Origin of the sequence: Mycobacterium sp. JS623 (genome assembly GCF_000328565.1) — a bacterium.
Lineage (GTDB): Bacteria > Actinomycetota > Actinomycetes > Mycobacteriales > Mycobacteriaceae > Mycobacterium.
Genome location: NC_019966.1, coordinates 5,135,684 through 5,151,532, shown reverse-complemented (window position 1 = coordinate 5,151,532; position 15,849 = coordinate 5,135,684). Strand labels below are relative to the sequence as shown.

12 protein-coding genes and 1 pseudogene are annotated in these 15,849 nt (G+C 65.1%); 6 read left to right on the top strand and 7 right to left on the bottom strand.

Annotated elements, in window-relative coordinates; genetic code table 11:
• Positions 1 to 138: 138 nt before the first annotated feature.
• The 5 genes and pseudogenes from MYCSM_RS25090 to MYCSM_RS38425 all read left to right on the top strand — a co-directional run.
• On the top strand, positions 139 to 2,088 hold the full coding sequence (locus MYCSM_RS25090) for a dipeptide ABC transporter ATP-binding protein (RefSeq protein ID WP_015308975.1): 1,950 nt from the start codon (positions 139 to 141) through the stop codon (positions 2,086 to 2,088).
• 62 nt (positions 2,089 to 2,150) lie between these two features.
• The gene (locus tag MYCSM_RS25085) at positions 2,151 to 3,467 is read left to right on the top strand and encodes an NtaA/DmoA family FMN-dependent monooxygenase (protein WP_015308974.1); all 1,317 of its coding nucleotides are present in this window, start codon (positions 2,151 to 2,153) and stop codon (positions 3,465 to 3,467) included.
• Between the two features lie 27 nt (positions 3,468 to 3,494).
• Positions 3,495 to 4,373, top strand: coding sequence for an ABC transporter permease (locus MYCSM_RS25080; RefSeq protein ID WP_015308973.1), 879 nt, complete (start codon positions 3,495 to 3,497; stop codon positions 4,371 to 4,373).
• Positions 4,373 to 5,368: an ABC transporter permease gene (locus MYCSM_RS25075; RefSeq protein ID WP_015308972.1), complete on the top strand. Its 996-nt coding sequence runs from the start codon at positions 4,373 to 4,375 to the stop codon at positions 5,366 to 5,368. The genes MYCSM_RS25080 and MYCSM_RS25075 overlap by 1 nt, the downstream gene beginning before the upstream one ends.
• Positions 5,369 to 5,418: 50 nt before the next feature.
• Positions 5,419 to 6,507: pseudogene (locus tag MYCSM_RS38425) on the top strand (MFS transporter); the annotation flags it as partial.
• Between the two features lie 18 nt (positions 6,508 to 6,525).
• On the opposite strand, the gene MYCSM_RS36220 reads toward MYCSM_RS38425, so the two are convergent.
• Together MYCSM_RS36220 and MYCSM_RS25065 are read right to left on the bottom strand one after the other, a co-directional pair.
• Positions 6,526 to 7,260 (bottom strand): GntR family transcriptional regulator, encoded by a 735-nt coding sequence (locus MYCSM_RS36220; RefSeq protein ID WP_257720763.1) that lies wholly within the window; start codon positions 7,258 to 7,260, stop codon positions 6,526 to 6,528.
• Positions 7,261 to 7,979: 719 nt separating this feature from the next.
• Entirely contained in the window at positions 7,980 to 8,465 is a 486-nt protein-coding gene (locus MYCSM_RS25065; RefSeq protein WP_015308969.1) for a hypothetical protein, read from the bottom strand.
• 435 nt (positions 8,466 to 8,900) lie between these two features.
• Between MYCSM_RS25065 and MYCSM_RS25060 the strand changes: the two genes are divergently transcribed.
• On the top strand, positions 8,901 to 9,164 hold the full coding sequence (locus MYCSM_RS25060) for a hypothetical protein (RefSeq protein ID WP_015308968.1): 264 nt from the start codon (positions 8,901 to 8,903) through the stop codon (positions 9,162 to 9,164).
• Between the two features lie 18 nt (positions 9,165 to 9,182).
• Here MYCSM_RS25060 and MYCSM_RS25055 read toward each other — a convergent pair whose 3' ends face one another.
• The 5 genes from MYCSM_RS25055 to metG all read right to left on the bottom strand — a co-directional run bounded on the left by MYCSM_RS25055 (position 9,183) and on the right by metG (position 15,828).
• Entirely contained in the window at positions 9,183 to 10,364 is a 1,182-nt protein-coding gene (locus MYCSM_RS25055; protein WP_015308967.1) for an MFS transporter, read from the bottom strand.
• On the bottom strand, positions 10,364 to 11,503 hold the full coding sequence (gene ribB / locus MYCSM_RS25050; protein ID WP_015308966.1) for a 3,4-dihydroxy-2-butanone-4-phosphate synthase: 1,140 nt from the start codon (positions 11,501 to 11,503) through the stop codon (positions 10,364 to 10,366). Before ribB ends, MYCSM_RS25055 begins: the two co-directional genes overlap by 1 nt.
• 2 nt (positions 11,504 to 11,505) lie before the next feature.
• Positions 11,506 to 12,807: an NtaA/DmoA family FMN-dependent monooxygenase gene (locus MYCSM_RS25045; RefSeq protein WP_015308965.1), complete on the bottom strand. Its 1,302-nt coding sequence runs from the start codon at positions 12,805 to 12,807 to the stop codon at positions 11,506 to 11,508.
• Positions 12,807 to 14,108: an NtaA/DmoA family FMN-dependent monooxygenase gene (locus MYCSM_RS25040; protein ID WP_041312654.1), complete on the bottom strand. Its 1,302-nt coding sequence runs from the start codon at positions 14,106 to 14,108 to the stop codon at positions 12,807 to 12,809. Before MYCSM_RS25040 ends, MYCSM_RS25045 begins: the two co-directional genes overlap by 1 nt.
• 145 nt (positions 14,109 to 14,253) lie before the next feature.
• Complete coding sequence (gene metG, locus MYCSM_RS25035) at positions 14,254 to 15,828, bottom strand: methionine--tRNA ligase (RefSeq protein WP_015308963.1); 1,575 nt, start codon at positions 15,826 to 15,828, stop codon at positions 14,254 to 14,256.
• Positions 15,829 to 15,849 lie beyond the last annotated feature (21 nt).

The window sequence follows — 15,849 nt, the reverse complement described above, 5'->3', positions numbered from 1 at the left end:
GACGTCGGACGCCGTGATCGGCGCAATCTCACCGACACAGTTCCGACGTGACTCCGTCATCCGTTGCGGCTTTGCTCATGCCAAGAGATTGCGTGGCGCCGGCGCCCGATCGAACCCCAACGGGAATCGAGGCTAACCATGAGCGAGAACACGCCGCGCGCCAGGGTGCACGATCTGCGCGTCACCTTCCAGCGCCGCGGGGTTCCGTTGCACGCGCTTCGGGGCGTCAGCATGGATGTCCAGCCGGGCGAGGTGCTCGCGCTGGTCGGCGAGTCCGGATCCGGCAAGAGTGTGATGGGCCTTGCGCTGCTCGGCCTGCTCGCAGGGGAGCCCGCACCGATCATCAGTGGCAGGGCAGAGGTCTGCGGCATCGACATGGTCGCTGCCTCACCAGCGGAACGGCGTCAGGTGCGAAAGGCCCACTTGGGCGCGGTGTTTCAGGATCCGATGACCTCGCTGGACCCGACCATGCGGGTCGGCAGGCAGGTGAGCGAGGCGACGGGGGACTCCGAAGAGGCCGGGCGGCTGCTCGAGATCGTCGGAGTCCCCGACCCGAAGCGGCGCATGAAAGCCTTCCCACACGAGCTATCCGGAGGACTGCGCCAGCGCGTGATGATCGCGATGGCAGTCGCGGGCAAGCCGGATCTGGTCATCGCCGATGAGCCGACGACAGCTCTCGACGTCACGGTGCAGGCGCAGGTGCTCGGTCTGCTCCGGGACTTGTGCAACGAGCTGGGGACTTCATTCATCGTCGTCACCCACGACATCGGGGTGGCGTCCCAGATCGCCGACCGTGTCGCGGTGATGTACGGCGGACGGGTCGCCGAACTCGGTTCGATGGACGAGGTGCTGCGGGCGCCGTCGCACCCTTACACGGTCGGACTGCTGAACTCGCGGCTGGATCTCGATCTGCCACTCGGTCGCGCGATTCACGCGCTGCCGGGCCAGCCGCCCGACCCCAGAAATCATCCGAAAGGATGCGCGTTCTCACCGCGCTGTCCGGCCGCGGTGCTCGCGTGTTCAGACGCGCTGCCCGAACCGACCCCCGCCGCAACGCATTCCGGTGTGGCGGCATGCATCGTCGACAACGCGACAACAGAGGCGGGCACTCGCGAGGACACTCCGCTGTTCGCGCCGATGGTTAAGGTTGCCGATAGCCGAAAAGCGTTGCAGATCACCGGGATCGACAAGCGCTTCGCGGTGCGGCGCGGCTGGCTCAAACGTGACAGCCTGCACGCGCTGCGCCACATCATCCTCGACATCGCGGCCGGTGAGTCGATCGCGGTGGTCGGCGAATCCGGCTCGGGCAAGTCCACGCTGCTGCGCGTCGTGGCCGGGCTGATGCGCCCGGAGGACGGGACAGTCAGCTATCTCGGATCGCGACCCCAGATGGTGTTCCAGGATGCGGGCGCGTCGCTGACACCGTGGATGACGGTTGGCGAGATCGTCGGTGAGCGGCTGCTGAAGACGACAGGTCGCACCGAGCGTCGCGATCGCGTCGATCAAGCACTTCGCCAAGTCGGCCTACCGCCGGACGTCGCGGGCGTCAAGGCGACCAGCCTGTCCGGTGGGCAGCGTCAGCGCGTCGCGTTGGCGCGCGCGATCATCGTGCCGCCGCGTCTGCTGCTGTGCGACGAGCCGACGTCGGCGCTCGACGCGTCACTCGCCGCTTCGGTGCTGAACCTCCTTCAGGAGTTGCGCCGCGAACTCGGGATGGCCGTCATGTTCGTCACGCACGACCTCGCCGCGGCACGGTTCATCTCGGATCGAATCGCTGTGATGTATCTCGGCCAGATCGTCGAGGTGGCGCCGACAGAGGAACTCATCAACAGCCCCCAACACCCGTATACGAAGGCGCTTCTCGCCGCGGTGCCGACTCCGGGGACCGACCCAGTGCGGCTGCCGGGCGAACCGGCGAGCCCGCTGGCGATCCCGACCGGTTGCTCGTTTCATCCCAGGTGCGCAGAACGGGTGGACGGTTGTGACAGCAAAGTGCCGACATTGGTCTCCACCGACGGAACGAGCCGGCATCTGGCTTCATGCCTGCTGGTCGCCACCGACGACCCGTCGGCCGACCAGGTGGCGTAATGCCGTTGCTACGGCAGCGAATCCGATGAGACATAGAGCGGGCCTGTGATGAGGAGATGGAGATGACGAAAAAGTTCCACCTGGGTTGGTTCATGAATTTCATCCCCCCGGAATGGGATACGCCATGGGCATCGCCGGATGTGGCGAACTGGCCCAACGGCAAGTTCTACGTCGACATGGCCAAGAGCATGGAACGAGCCTGCTTCGACTACATCATGATCGAGGACACCGTGATGGTGGCCGACTCCTATGGCGGCACAATGGAGGGCTCGCTGAAGAATTCGGTGTTCGCACCGAAGCACGATCCGATCCCGTTGGCGGTGTTGATCGCGGCGAACACCTCGAAACTCGGTGTGGTGGCGACGATGTCGACGTCGTTCTATCCGCCATACCTGTTGGCGCGGCTGGCCTCGACGGTGGACTCGATCGCCGAGGGCCGCTTCGGCTGGAACATCGTGTCCTCGGCCGAGGACCGGGCCGCCCAGAACTTCGGCCTCGACGCGCTGCCCGAGCACGACGAGCGCTACAACGTCGCCGACGAGTACTACGACCTGGTATGCGAACTGTGGGATTCGTGGGATGAGGACGCCGTCGTGATGGACCGTGAGACCCACACGTATGCCGACTTCAAGAAGGTTCGCACCATCGACTTCGTCGGCAAGTACTTCAAGTCGCGGGGACCGCTCAACACGGTGCCGTCGCCGCAACACAAGCCGACCATCCTTCAGGCGGGGGCATCCCCGCGTGGGCGGGCCTTTGCAGCCCGCGCCGCCGATGCGATCGTCGCCGTCGGCACCGGCACGGAAGGCATGAAGGCGTATCGCGACGACATCAGGGCCCGCGCCGAGGCGGCGGGCCGCAACCCCGACGACGTGAAGCTCATGTTCTGTGTGTCACCGGTGGTCGCCGCCAGCGAGGATGAGGCGAGAGCACAGATCGACCGTCTCACCGCACTCGACAGCTACATTGAAAAGCAGCTGGCCGGAATCTCGTCCAACACCGAGATCGACTTCAAGCAGTTCGATTGGGACAAGCCACTTCCCGACGGCCTGACCACGAACGGGGAGCGCGGCTCGCTCGAGCACTTCATGCGTGGCGACGGCAGCCCTGGACCAAAGACGCTGCGGCAGTTGGCGATTGACTGGGCTACCACCGGCGTCGAGTTCATCGGAACGCCAGGGCAGGTAGCCCGCAAGATGGGCGAGACGATGGAAGAGATCGGCGGTGACGGCTTCCTGATCATGAAGCCGGGCTGGGACTTGAACCGCAACTACATTTCGTCGATCACCGACGGGCTGGTGCCCGAATTGCAGCGACTTGGACTGACCCGCACCGAATACACGCAGTCGACCTTGCGGCAGACGCTGCGCGAGTTCTAACCACAGCGATTTCACAAGGAGGCGTCAATGGCGGTCGCGGAATACTACGTACCGGCACCACTTGTGCGGTACCGAAGCCGTGTCGGGTTCTCGGTCCGGCAATACTTCCATGGCACATCGTTGCCCAGCTACGTCGCATTCGGCGCGTTGGCCGCGGTGATGCTGATCGCTATCTTCGCAAGGCAGATCGCGCCGTACGACCCGCTGGCAGCGGTCGGGCAGCCGATGACGGCCCCGAACGCCGCGAACCTGCTCGGCACCGACACCGTCGGGCGTGATGTGCTCAGCCGGGTCCTGGCCGGCATGCAGAGCAGCTGGTTCGGTGCTCTTGCGGTGTGCGCGTTCGGCGTGGTGTTCGGTGGTCTTGTCGGGCTGGTCGCAGGAGCGTGCGGCGGTTGGTTCGACGCCGTGCTGATGCGCGTGACCGATGCGTTCCTCTCGCTTCCGGGACCGATCCTTGCACTGGCGGTGGTGGCCGCGATCGGGCGGTCCTACACCCATACGCTGATCGGCGTCGCGATCGTCTGGTGGCCGCTGTACACGCGGATCGTGCGCTCGGAGGTCCGAAGGCTGAAAGCCTCGCCGCACCTGGAAGCGGCCAAAGTGGGCGGCGTCGGTTGGTGGCGGCTGATGTATCGCCATCTGCTGCCCGGTGCGATACCCGTCACGATCGTGACAGCGAGCCTCGACATCGCGGCTCTGGTTCTGATGGTGGCAGGCCTGTCGTTTTTGGGTCTCGGTGCGCCCCAACCTGCGCCCGAACTCGGCTCGATGAGCGCACAGGGCGTCACCTACATCTTCAGCGCCTGGTGGATTCCGATCGTGCCTGCTTTCGCCGTTGCGGTCATCGCGATCGTCGCGAACTTCGCGGGCGATGCGATCCGTGACCGGATCCGCGACCGCTGATGCTGACCGTCCTACCCCGCCGCCTGCTCGGCGCGATCCCCGTTCTGCTCGTGCTCATCCTCGCAGTGTTCACGCTGCAGAAGGTGGCGCCGGTGGACCCGGTCGCCGCGCTGGTCGGCGCCAAGGCCTCACCGCAGGTGTACGAGGCAGCACGGCACAAGTTGGGCCTGGATTCCCCACTGCCGGTGCAGTTTTGGCAGTATCTGACGCACGCGGTCAGGGGCGATCTCGGCGAGTCGAGCGTCACCCGCACCCCCGTGCTGTCCGACCTCGCGCAATTCTTACCGGTGACACTCGAGTTGCTCTGCGTTGCGCTCATCTTCACGGTGCTCATCGGCTTCGTCATGGGCTTGGCCACGGCACAGGGCTGGCGCGGGTCCGGAGCGCTGCGGGTGATGATGGTGTCCGGAGCGTCGGTGCCGGTGTTTCTGGCCTGCCTGCTCGGCATGCTGGTGTTCTACCGCTGGCTCAACATTCTGCCGGTCACCGATCAAACGTCCTACGTCGACGCCCCGGCCGGTCCGACGCACTTCCTGCTCGTCGACAGCCTGCTGGCCGGGCGACCCGAAGTGTTCCTCGACGACCTGTATCACCTTGTGCTGCCTGCGTTTTGCCTGGCGTTGACACCCGCCGCTGCCGTCGGGCGGGTGTTGCGCAGCAGCCTGGAAGCGACGCAGCGTGCCGACCACACCCGAACGGCGCGAGCAAAAGGGCTGGGGGAGAAGCAGATCCTGATCATCCATTCGCTGCGCAACTCCGTCGGGCCGGTGTTCGCATTGATCGGTCTGCAGCTCGCGCTGATGGTCGGCAACTGCATTCTCGTCGAGTTGATATTCGCCCGACCGGGTATCGGCCTGTACATCTCCCGCGCCATCGACAAGGCCGATTTCAACGCGATCGCCGGGGTGACCCTGGCCGTTGGACTGCTCTATGTGCTGACCAACATCGCCGTCGACCTCATGCAGTCGATCGCGGATCCGCGGGTGGCACTCTGACACGCGAACCGTTGGGCGGTTCGTTGCCCTGGCTGCTGATCAGCTCGTGGATGTGGCATCTCACGCGGTGGGGCGGCCTGTTTCTGGGGACGTACCTGGTCACGCATCTGGGTGGGCAGCCGATCGCCAACCAGTTCGTCGGCGTTGCGATGTTCGCCCCGATGTTGCTCGGCACCTACGTGTCCACCCGGGTCGACCTCGACCACCGCAAACTGGTTCTGGTCACCGAGCTTGTGCTGTTGCCTATTTCGGTGTTGATGGCCGTGCTCGTCGGCAGCGGAGCCGTCGCGACGTGGATGGTCTTCCCGTACGAGTTGGCGTACGGATTCGGTGGCATGGTCAACATGACCGCGCAGCGCGCACTGCTGTTCGGGATCGCAGGCCCGCTTCGTTCGATGCGCGTGCTGAACACCGAACTCGCGGGCATGGCGAGCGCCATGATGCTGGGGCCGCTCATCGGGGGGGTCACCATTGCGAAATTCGGTCTTGGCGTCGCGTTCGGCGTTCCGGCCGCGCTGCTCGCCTGCTCGGCGCCGCTGCTGTGGCTCTCGACTCGCCACCTTCCGGCCCAACCGCGCGAGACGGCAACTGCGACAACCGGGCGCAATGCCCACTGGCGGCTGATGCGCACCTCGCGGCCACTGGCGGTGATCCTGTTGGTGACGTTGATCTGCAATCTGTGCTACTTCGCGTTCACACCGCTGGTGCCCGTCATCGCCAAGCACCTGGGTGCAGGCCCGGCGATGGCAGGCGTGATCGGCGCGACCGCCGGCATAGTGCAACTGGTGATCGCCGCGGCTCTGATCGTCCGGCCGGCGCGGCATCCGATCCCGACGTACACCGTCGGCGTTGTGCTGTGCCTGTTCGGGCTCGGGATACTTTCCTACACCCCGGTTTTGACCGTCGCCCTGCTTGCCTTGGGTCTCGCGGGAATCGGCCAGGCCCTCTTTGGCTCGACGCAGGCGACGTTGCCGTTCACCGCGGTCGCACCGCACGAACGCGCCGCCGCGCTCGGGCTGATCACCACGACCATCGGCGTCGCGCTACCGACGGGCATGGTGATCCTCGGCGTAACGTCCAGCCTGCTCGGTGCGCAGCTGGCAATGCTGCTGTCGGCCTTCGTGGGGCTGGTCGCGCTCGTCGCCACGCTGCTGGCGTCACGCGGAGCGATAAGCGTTGGCGGAGAAGGCGACTCGATCACCCCGCAGCCGCAGCTGGGCGAGCGCGCGCGGCTGGGCGTTGTCATCCTCGATGACGTCCTCGAGCCAGACGAGTGGAGCGCCGATGTCGACACCGATGAGCTCGGCGGTCTGCTCGTCAGCGGCGACCGCGCCGATCGTGGTTTGGCTGCCGCCGATGCGAACCCCGAGTTGGCGCTCGAGGATCAGGATCACGTCGGCCTCGTCGACGTCGAAGTCCGGCGACTGGTCCTCGCCGAGGGCGATGTAGTTGACCGACAGCCCCAGCGGCAGACCGTTTTCCACCACGAGGCTTTCGATCATCAGCACCGTCCAGCCGACGGGCAGACGTAGCCTGTCGCGCACCATCGGCGGGCAGCCGAGCTGCCGACGTTCCAGAGTGCGCGCCTCGACGGTGCTGGACGGTTCGGTCGTGAATTGGGCGACCGGGCTGAGTTGGTCGATGCGCAGGAGCAGCGAACCGGTGGCCCTGGTGCCGTTCTTAGGCTCACGGGTGACGAGTCCCTCGCGGGCGAGCTGCTGGAGCACGGCCCGCACTGTGTTGCGGCTCGCCGACAGCGCGTCGGTGAGGTCTCGCTCCACGAGGGGCATCTGCCTGCCCGTGCTGACCAGCGTCGAGCGCAGCAGGTCATAGGTGCGCCGCGCCGAGTTGTTCAGCCGGTCCGGGCTTTGCCGCCGACGTTGGTAGAGCACTTCCGGAGGGACCTGCCCGGTCGGCAGCAACCTGGCGCGACATGCCGAATACAGGGATGGTTCGCGTGTTGACACCTGTTCATTGGACCAGTCGATTGTTAACAGGCCCGGGCGTCGTTGATTCGCCGGAGTTACGGGTAGGAACTCTCGAACCCACCGCACGCGCTTGCGCCCGTGCGGCGGTACTCGATGGTGGCCTATCCGGTGTGTGGGTTGTGCTTTTTCGTACCTGCATTCGTCGCGTCGGGTGGCGCAGTGGTCGTGTCGGATATTGCAGCTGTCACACTCGGAGGTGCCTGGGGCCCTTTGGTACACGCTACGTCGTACTGGGACTTCGCGCTGTAGTGTTGTCCGCCGACACCGCCGTTGGTGCTGTTGATGCCGGGTTCGTTGAACGGTGACCCGGGTGAGGAGCTGGAGTGGCCCGGTGTCGAGCCTCCGAGGCCTTCGCTGGCTTGACACGACTGGCTCGGTGGACCTGTTCCGCTGGGGTTTCCGCCTCCGGCGTATGCCATCGGCGCGGCGGCGGCGCTGACGATGATACTGGCCAGACAGCTTGCGGCAAAGAGCTTGTACATCATGATCGCATTCCGTTCCCGTGCGCGCCCTTCGCGCACTTATACCTGCAACACGTTGCTGACCGGCGGGCAGTTCGAGTTTCACGCGATTTGCGCGAGCCTGTGAATTTGCTGGACAGCGTTACGTCACGAGTGACCGCGCTACCTTGCAACCGGTTGACGTCGGTGGGGCGAGTCGAGCGTCGAGACCTGGCGCTGCGCGGTGCTGCGTGACCGCGCGCGTCGGGCCGCGACGAGGACGGTGACAGATAGGGCGAGCAGCGCGGACTCAACGAATAGACTTACGACACCGAGTGGTTCGGTCCAATTGCCGATGTCGTCGTCGTAGTCGGGGAGTCCGGGACCGCGGGACAGAACATATCCGAGTAGGGGTGCCGCCGAGACGAATACGGCTGCGATGGTCCATGCTGCGGCACTCAGCCGTGACGCGAGCGACAAAAGCAAGGCCGTGGCGGTGAGCACGGCCACTCCCTCCAAGAGGTAATAGCCGACGCCGAGATAGTCGGGGGTCTTCGAGCCGGGGAAACCGCCCTGATCGGCGATGTGGATTCCCGCGACCGCCAACGCCAGCGCGGCACCTGCGAATCGCGCGACGAACGCCGTCTTGACACGGAAAGAACCAGACATGCGCACATTCCTCCTCGCCCGAGCCGCCCGCGGCCCCGGGGTCGCGTCACAACGAGCCGACCTCTGCCCCTGTATACGCATCGCCACGGAAGTTCGTTCAATGCAACGCGATTCAGAAATCGACAGCAATCGACGCGAGCGACAATTGTCGGCCGAATGATTCGACGAACTGCAGGTGGAAAGCTGGAGATCACCACCATTGCATCGTAAATAGCCAGGGCGACAACAGGATTGAGATCAACCGGCTCGTGCATGATGCAGCCGACAGTGTGTTCGCAAGGCCTTGAAGCGTGGCTATCCGGCTACGGACGTCGTTACCGTTTGCAAACACAAACCCAAATCGCGAGTGTGCGTTGAACCGTGTTGGGGTCGTAGCTCGTTAGTCGAGTAGGTCGGGGGCTGTGCAGGGCACAGCATTTCAACAAAGGAGTGACCATGACTACTCGGCACGCAACGGTCAAGAGGTTTGCGGTTACGGCCGTGATGGCGACAGCGGTGACAGTGGTGGGCTTGGGTCTTGGCTCGGGCACGGCCCAAGCAACGACGATCCATCCCTGCCCGCACATGATGTTCTGCAGTCAAATTCACACCCGCGCGCAAAGCGCCGACAACTTCTTCGACTCTGTCCAGGGTGTGTTTCGCGTCGGCGAGAGTACCCGATTGGATAAGGCGGTCGACCGGCTCTTCGGTGTGAAGTAGACGACGACGCTGGTCGGATTACGTTGCGGGCAGCCGTCGCCCGACGACGTGCGCCAGCCGTGCGCTGCCCAACAGAACGATCGCAATGAGGGCGAACAGCGCCGCGATTCCGATCTGAGCCTCGAGTACCGCGCAGCCAACCGAGCCCGCGAGCAAACCGATGCCAGCTGAAATCCGGAACTTCGCGAGACCCGCCGAGGACTCACCGACCTGGGCCACGACCATCACGGGCAGACTCGCGGTCGCTCCGGCCAGGCTGACACCGAACAGTGCCGATGCCACCAGATAGGTTGTCGCGCCGGGAATCAGGGCAAGCAGCGTCGCGCACACCATGCCCAAAGCGAATGACGTGATGAGCACAGCGACGACCCCGATGTGCCGGATGATGCGATAAGCCACTGCAAGAACCGCGATCTCGACACCGGACATCAGCGCGATGGCCGCCGTGATGGTGTTCGTTGAGTACTCGCGCGCGGCCCCTGCGAGCGGGAGCGCGGTGAACAACACGCCGCCACGTAAGAAGTCGCCGCTCATCGCCAGTATGAGCGCGGCGCCGCCGCCTGGTGTCCCGTCAAACTTCGGCAGGCTGATTCGCGGCGGCGGTGACTCGGGCGGCGCGGCGAGGCTGGGGAGGGCGGCGGCCAGCGCGGCAGCGACGACCACGGCCAGCCCGCCGGTGACGACGAACGCGATCTGGTAGCCGGCCCGTCCCGCGATGAGACCCGCAACCAGCAGGCCACCCGGTGAACCGACAGCGCCGCCGAACAGGAAGGCCGCGTTGAAGCGGCCCAGCGACCTGGCGATGTCGCCGGTGGCAGGATCGACGCGCACCGCGGCTTGCAGTCCGGCGCCGAGCACCACGCCGCCACCAAAGCCCTGCATGACTCGCGACGTCATCAGAAGGACGCCGCCGGACGCCAGGCCCATGCCGATGCACGCCGCTCCGAACAGGCACAGTCCGATGATCAGTGCTGCCCTGGCGTCAAGCCGCGGAACGAATCTGGTGCCGAATACGTCGATCACGATCACGCCCAACGCCGCGCTCAGCATGAAGACGCCGATATAGATGCTGTTGTGCCAGAATTCGCGCACGAAAAGGACTTCCAGCGGCGCGGTGAGGCTCATGGCGACCCCGCTCGCGGCCATCAAGGGCAGGAACCATCGCGACCGCGGGATCGGCCCGCACCGTGCCCGCGTCATCAGGATGTCGATGCGAGGCGCGAAGATGCGGTGAACGGCAGGCCCACCGTCTCGGCGACCTCGAGGCCGAACGCCTCCAGCCCGATGCGTTTGACCGGGTGATTCGTCAGTAGCCGCATGCGCCGCACCCCGAGGTCGGCGAGGATCTGTGCGCCAAGACCGTAGTCGCGCGCGTCTGCGCCGGCATCCTCGAGGTGATGTGCGTGCCTGCGCTCGCGACCGCGAAGATAGACCACGACGCCGCGACCCTCGGCGGCGATCATCTGCATTGCGCGCTGCAGCTCGCCATGGCAGTCACAGCCTGCGGACTCGAAGACATTGCCCGTCAGACACTCCACGTGCACCCGCACCAGCGGCGGCGAAATAGCTTGTCCGGTAATGTCTCCCATCGCCAAGGCGATGTGTTCGCGACCGTCCAGCATGGACCGGAAGCCGTAGGCCTGAAATTCACCGTGCTCAGTCGGCAGCCTGCTGCTTGCCTTGCAATCAACGAGCCGTTCGGTGCGATGCCGGTAGGAGATCAACTCGGACATCGTCACGATAGGAAGCCCGTGTTTGGCGGCGAAGGCGCGTAATCGTGCGCCGCGCGCCACCGTGCCGTCGTCATCGACGACTTCGCCCATCACCGCGACGGGCGGCAGTCCCGCCATTTGTGTCATGTCGACGGCCGCCTCGGTGTGACCCGCCCGGCGCAGCACGCCGCCGTCCACGGCCCGCAGCGGAAACACGTGACCGGGTCTACTCAAGTCGCGCGGTTGAGTGCTGGGGTCGGCGAGCAGTGAGATCGTGCGTGCCCGGTCAGCGGCAGAGATGCCTGTGGTGATTCCCGTGCGGGCGTTCACCGACACCGCGTATCCGATGCCGCGTGAGTCCTCGCTGACCGCGACCATCGGCGGCAGGTGCAGTCGGTCGAGGTCGGCCGCCGGCATGGGCACGCACAGGATGCCGCCCGTGTGGCGCACCATGAACGCCACCCGCTCGGGCGTTGCGTGCGAGGCGGCGAGCATGAGATCGCCGTCGTCATGCGGATTTTCGGCGTCGACGACGATGACCATCCGGCCTGCGCGCAACGCGCCGACTGCCGCTCCGACAGGATCGCCTGCGCGGGCTGCGCGCCTGCGGATCCCGATGACACCCATGCTCAGAACTCGCGCAGAGTGTCTCGCAGGTGCGCGTGTGTGTACTGAGTCCGGGCCAGTCCCTGGCGCTGCAGCGCGGGGATCAGTCCTTCGCAGATCTCGGTGATGTAGGCCTTGCTCACCCGGTTGGTACTGATGAGGAAGCCGTCGCCGCCGACGGCCTCCATCGCCTCGCCCATCTTGGTGGCAACCTGGTCGGGGGTGCCGACCAACTCGATGGAGTCCGAGGTTCCGCCTGCATCAAGGACCAACTGGCGCAGCGTTTTACCGCTGCCCCATTGCGCGAACTTGTCGAGGGAGCCGCGCTCGCCGTTGGTCTCCAGCTGCGGAAGCGGCTCGTCGAGGTCGTAGACCGAGAAGTCGATGTCGGTGACCGACGAGATGCTGGCCAACGACTGCTCGAAGAACGCCGGATCCTCCGACGCGGCCTTCTTGCGGGCCAGCGCCTCCTCCTCGGTCGTGCCCAGCGTGGGGCTGACGACGAACAGCACCTTGATGTCGTCGGGATTGCGGCCCTGCGCGGCGGCCCTTGCCCGCACGTCGTCGCGGTAGGACTTCATGCCCTCCACCCCGTTGGCGACGGCGATGATCGAGTCTGCGTACTTCGCCGCGAACTGGCGTCCCTTCGGGGATCCGCCTGCCTGTACGAAGGTGGGTTGGCCCTGCGGGGAACGCACTGTGTTCAGCGGGCCGCGGGACCTGAAGTACTTGCCCGCGAAGTGAATTGCGTGCACCTTCTTGAAGTCGGCGTAGGTGTTGGTCTGCCGGTCGCGGATCACCGCGTCGGGCTCCCACGAATTCCACAGCTGGCACACCAGGTCGACGTACTCGTCGGCGATGTCGTAGCGCAGGTCGTGTTCGGTGAGCTTGTCCATGCCGAAGTTCTGCGCCGATCCGTCCTCACCGGAGGTGACGATGTTCCAGCCGAAGCGTCCCTCGGCGATGCTGTCGAGCGTCGAGGCAAGCCGGGCCAGCAGGAACGGCGGGTAGAAGGTCGTCGACATGGTTGCGACGACGCCCATCTTCGATGTGGCAGCCGCCATGATCGCGGCGAGCGGTGCCGGGTCGTGCTTGGGCGCCATCGTCGCGTACTTCAGGTACGCCTCGGAGTTGCCGCCGTAGGCCTCGGACACCATCAGCGTGTCCTCGATCATGATGTAGTCGAAGCAGGCCTTCTCCATCGCCTGGGCCATCTCGATGTAGAACTTCCCGTTCCACGGGTTTCCGTCGTTGCCGAACGGTGAGTTCCACTCGTTCGCCGTGAAGTTCATGAACCAGCCGAGGTGCAATCGCTTGTCGGTCATCAGAACTCACGAAGGTGGTCACGAAGCATGGTGGTGGTGTACTCGGAGCGGACGAGGCCGCGTTTCTGTAGTTCCGGAATCAGGCCATCGGTGATCTCGGTGATGTAGCGGCGGTTCAGCCGCATCACCGGGCTGGTGATCAGGTAGCCGTCACCTCCGACCTCGTCCATCACCGCCCCCATCTCGTCGGCGACCTCTGCGGGCGTGCCGATGAACGGGACGTTGCCGGAAAGGCCACTGCCGGTGACGATTTCGCGCAGTGTCTTGCCCTTGCCGCGGGCCAGGAAGCTCTCGAGCGCGCCGCGCTCGCCATTGGTCGACACGTCGGACGGCACCGGCTCATCGAGATCGAACTGCGCGAAGTCGATCTCGGTGATCGACGAGATCTCGGCCAGCATGTACTCGATGTACAGCGGGTCGTTGAACCACCGCTCCCGCTTGGCCAGCGCCTCCTCGTGGGTGTCGGCGACGATCGGGGTGACGAGGTAGAGCAGCTTGCAGTGTGACGGATCGCGGCCGTTGGCCCTCATCCTCGCGTGGATGTCGTCGCGATAGGCCTTCATCGCGTCCACGCCGTTGGCGGGCGCAACGATCGTGTCGGCGTGCTGCGCGGCCAGCTCGCGTCCCGGCGGTGACGCGCCCGCCTGGGCGATGGTCGGGCGGAACTGGGGTGACGGTGCGGTGTTCAGCGGCCCGCGGGACTTGTAGTACTTGCCCTCGAAGTCGATCGTATGGACCTTCTTGTAGTTGGCGTACGTCCCGGTCATGTAGTCGCGCTCGATGGCGTCGGGCTCCCACGACTCCCACAGCTTGCTCACCAATTCCAGGTATTCGCTTGCCATTGCATAGCGTTCGTCGTGTTCGTAGAGCTTGTCGAGCCCGAAGTTCTGCGCGGCACGATCCTCTCCCGAGGTGACGACGTTCCATCCGAACCGGCCGCGGGCGATGTGGTCGATGGTGCTGCACAGCCGGGCCAGCAGGAACGGCGGATAGAAACTGGTCGACATCGTCGGGACGACCCCGAGCCGGGTGGTGGCGGCGGCCATCAGCACCGCGAGCGGAACCGGATCGTGTTTCGGATTCACGCCGTGCTTGAGGTCGTGCTCCATGGTGCCGCCGTAGGCGGTCGACACCATGAGCTTGTCCTCGATCAGCACGTAGTCGAACTTGGCGCGCTCGAGGTCCTTGGCCATTTCGACGTAGAAGTCGCCGGTGAAGTCGCGGCCGCCGTCGCCCCAGTTTCCGTTCCACTCGTCGGCGACGAAGTTCAGGAACCATCCCAGATGGAACATGTTGGTCATGCCCTCAAGGGAAGTCGTGAGGCGTTACTCCGAGATTTCCTGATCGTTCCGCGGTGATTGCGCTACACGACCTCTCGCGAGCAGACGCAAAGTGCCCCGACACGCCGAGGATTTGGAGCATTTTGCGTCTGCTGGCGCTGGGAAGTCACTCGGGTTGGTAGCGCGGGAACACGCCGACGGGCGCAGGCAGCGCGGTGCCGGCTGCAAGCCGCGTGCCGATCGAAGCGAAGCTCCGCTGGTCGTCGGCCTGGCCGAGTAGTTCGAGCAGCTTGCCCGTCGACTCCGGCATCACCGGCTGGGAGAGCAACGTGGCGATCCGCACGGTCTCCAGCGTCACGTACAGCACGGTGCGGAACCGATCCCCGTCGGTCTTGCGCAGCACCCACGGCTCTTGAGCGGAGAAGTACTTGTTGGCCGCGGATAGCACGGACCAAATCGACTCCAAAGCCAGATGCATTGCGGTGGCGTCGTAATGGCTGCGGACCCGGTCCATCAACCCGTCGGCCAACTCCAACAGTCCCTTGTCCTCGGCGGTGAATTCGCCTGGCTCAGGGACCTTTCCGTCGAGGTTCTTGGCCACCATCGACAGCGAACGCTGCGCCAGGTTGCCCAGCTCGTTGGCCAGATCGGCGTTGATGCGGCCGATGATCGCATCTTCGCTGTAGCTGCCGTCTTGCCCGAAAGGCACCTCGCGCAGGAAGAAGTAGCGCACCTGGTCCACCCCGAAGGTGTCGATCAGGTTCAGCGGGTCGACGACGTTGCCCACCGACTTGCTCATCTTCTCGCCGCGGTTGAGCAGGAAGCCATGCACAAAGACCTTGCGCGGCAACTCGATTCCCGCCGACATCAAAAACGCCGGCCAGTACACCGTGTGAAACCGGATGATGTCTTTGCCGATCATGTGCAGATCGGCGGGCCAGAACCGCTTGAACATCTCCGACGAGGTATCCGGAAAGCCAACGCCCGTCAGGTAATTCGTCAGCGCGTCGACCCACACATACATCACGTGGTCGGGATGGTCGGGCACCGGCACGCCCCAGTCGAACGTGGTCCGCGAGATCGACAGGTCGCGTAGCCCGCCGGAGACGAAGCTGACGACCTCGTTGCGCCGCACCTCGGGTTCGATGAACTCCGGATGCGCCTCGTAGAGCGCCAGCAGCCGCTCCGCGTACGCCGACAGCTTGAAGAAGTAGGTCTGCTCCTCGGTCCACGTCACCGGGGCCCCCGTTTCGGTGGCGATCCGCACGCCGTCGGTGCCGACGGTGGTTTCGGCCTCGGTGAAGAAGCGCTCGTCGCGCACCGAGTACCAACCCTTGTACGCGTCAAGGTAGATGTCGCCGGCCTCGTTCATTCGGCGCCAGATCTCCTTGGACGCCTCGTAATGGTCGGCATCCGAGGTGCGGATGAACCGGTCGAACGAGATGTTGAGCCGCTCCTGCATCTCCTGGAACACATCGGAATTGCGCCTCGCCAACTCCGCGGCCGGAATGCCTTGGGCCGCCGCCGTCTCGGCCATCTTCTGCCCGTGCACGTCGGTGCCCGTCAGGAAGCGCACGTCGAATCCGTCGAGTCGCTTGAACCGCGCGATCGCATCGGTGGCGATGTATTCGTAGGCATGTCCGACGTGCGGGTCGCCGTTGGGATAGGCGATGGCTGTGGTGATGTAGTACGGGTCCCCGGGGGTGCGCGTCCTCGCGCCGGGGGAAATCGGGGTGCTCATTTGAGCTCAGCTTATTGTGTC

Coding starts and splice junctions, on each gene's coding strand:
- MYCSM_RS25040 (WP_041312654.1), bottom strand. CDS start 14,108: ATGACCAACATGTTCCATCTGGGATGGTTCCTGAACTTCGTCGCCGAC.
- MYCSM_RS25065 (WP_015308969.1), bottom strand. CDS start 8,465: ATGTCTGGTTCTTTCCGTGTCAAGACGGCGTTCGTCGCGCGATTCGCA.
- MYCSM_RS25045 (WP_015308965.1), bottom strand. CDS start 12,807: ATGACCGACAAGCGATTGCACCTCGGCTGGTTCATGAACTTCACGGCG.
- ribB (WP_015308966.1), bottom strand. CDS start 11,503: ATGGGTGTCATCGGGATCCGCAGGCGCGCAGCCCGCGCAGGCGATCCT.
- MYCSM_RS25075 (WP_015308972.1), top strand. CDS start 4,373: ATGCTGACCGTCCTACCCCGCCGCCTGCTCGGCGCGATCCCCGTTCTG.
- MYCSM_RS25090 (WP_015308975.1), top strand. CDS start 139: ATGAGCGAGAACACGCCGCGCGCCAGGGTGCACGATCTGCGCGTCACC.
- MYCSM_RS25060 (WP_015308968.1), top strand. CDS start 8,901: ATGACTACTCGGCACGCAACGGTCAAGAGGTTTGCGGTTACGGCCGTG.
- MYCSM_RS25055 (WP_015308967.1), bottom strand. CDS start 10,364: ATGACGCGGGCACGGTGCGGGCCGATCCCGCGGTCGCGATGGTTCCTG.
- metG (WP_015308963.1), bottom strand. CDS start 15,828: ATGAGCACCCCGATTTCCCCCGGCGCGAGGACGCGCACCCCCGGGGAC.
- MYCSM_RS25085 (WP_015308974.1), top strand. CDS start 2,151: ATGACGAAAAAGTTCCACCTGGGTTGGTTCATGAATTTCATCCCCCCG.
- MYCSM_RS25080 (WP_015308973.1), top strand. CDS start 3,495: ATGGCGGTCGCGGAATACTACGTACCGGCACCACTTGTGCGGTACCGA.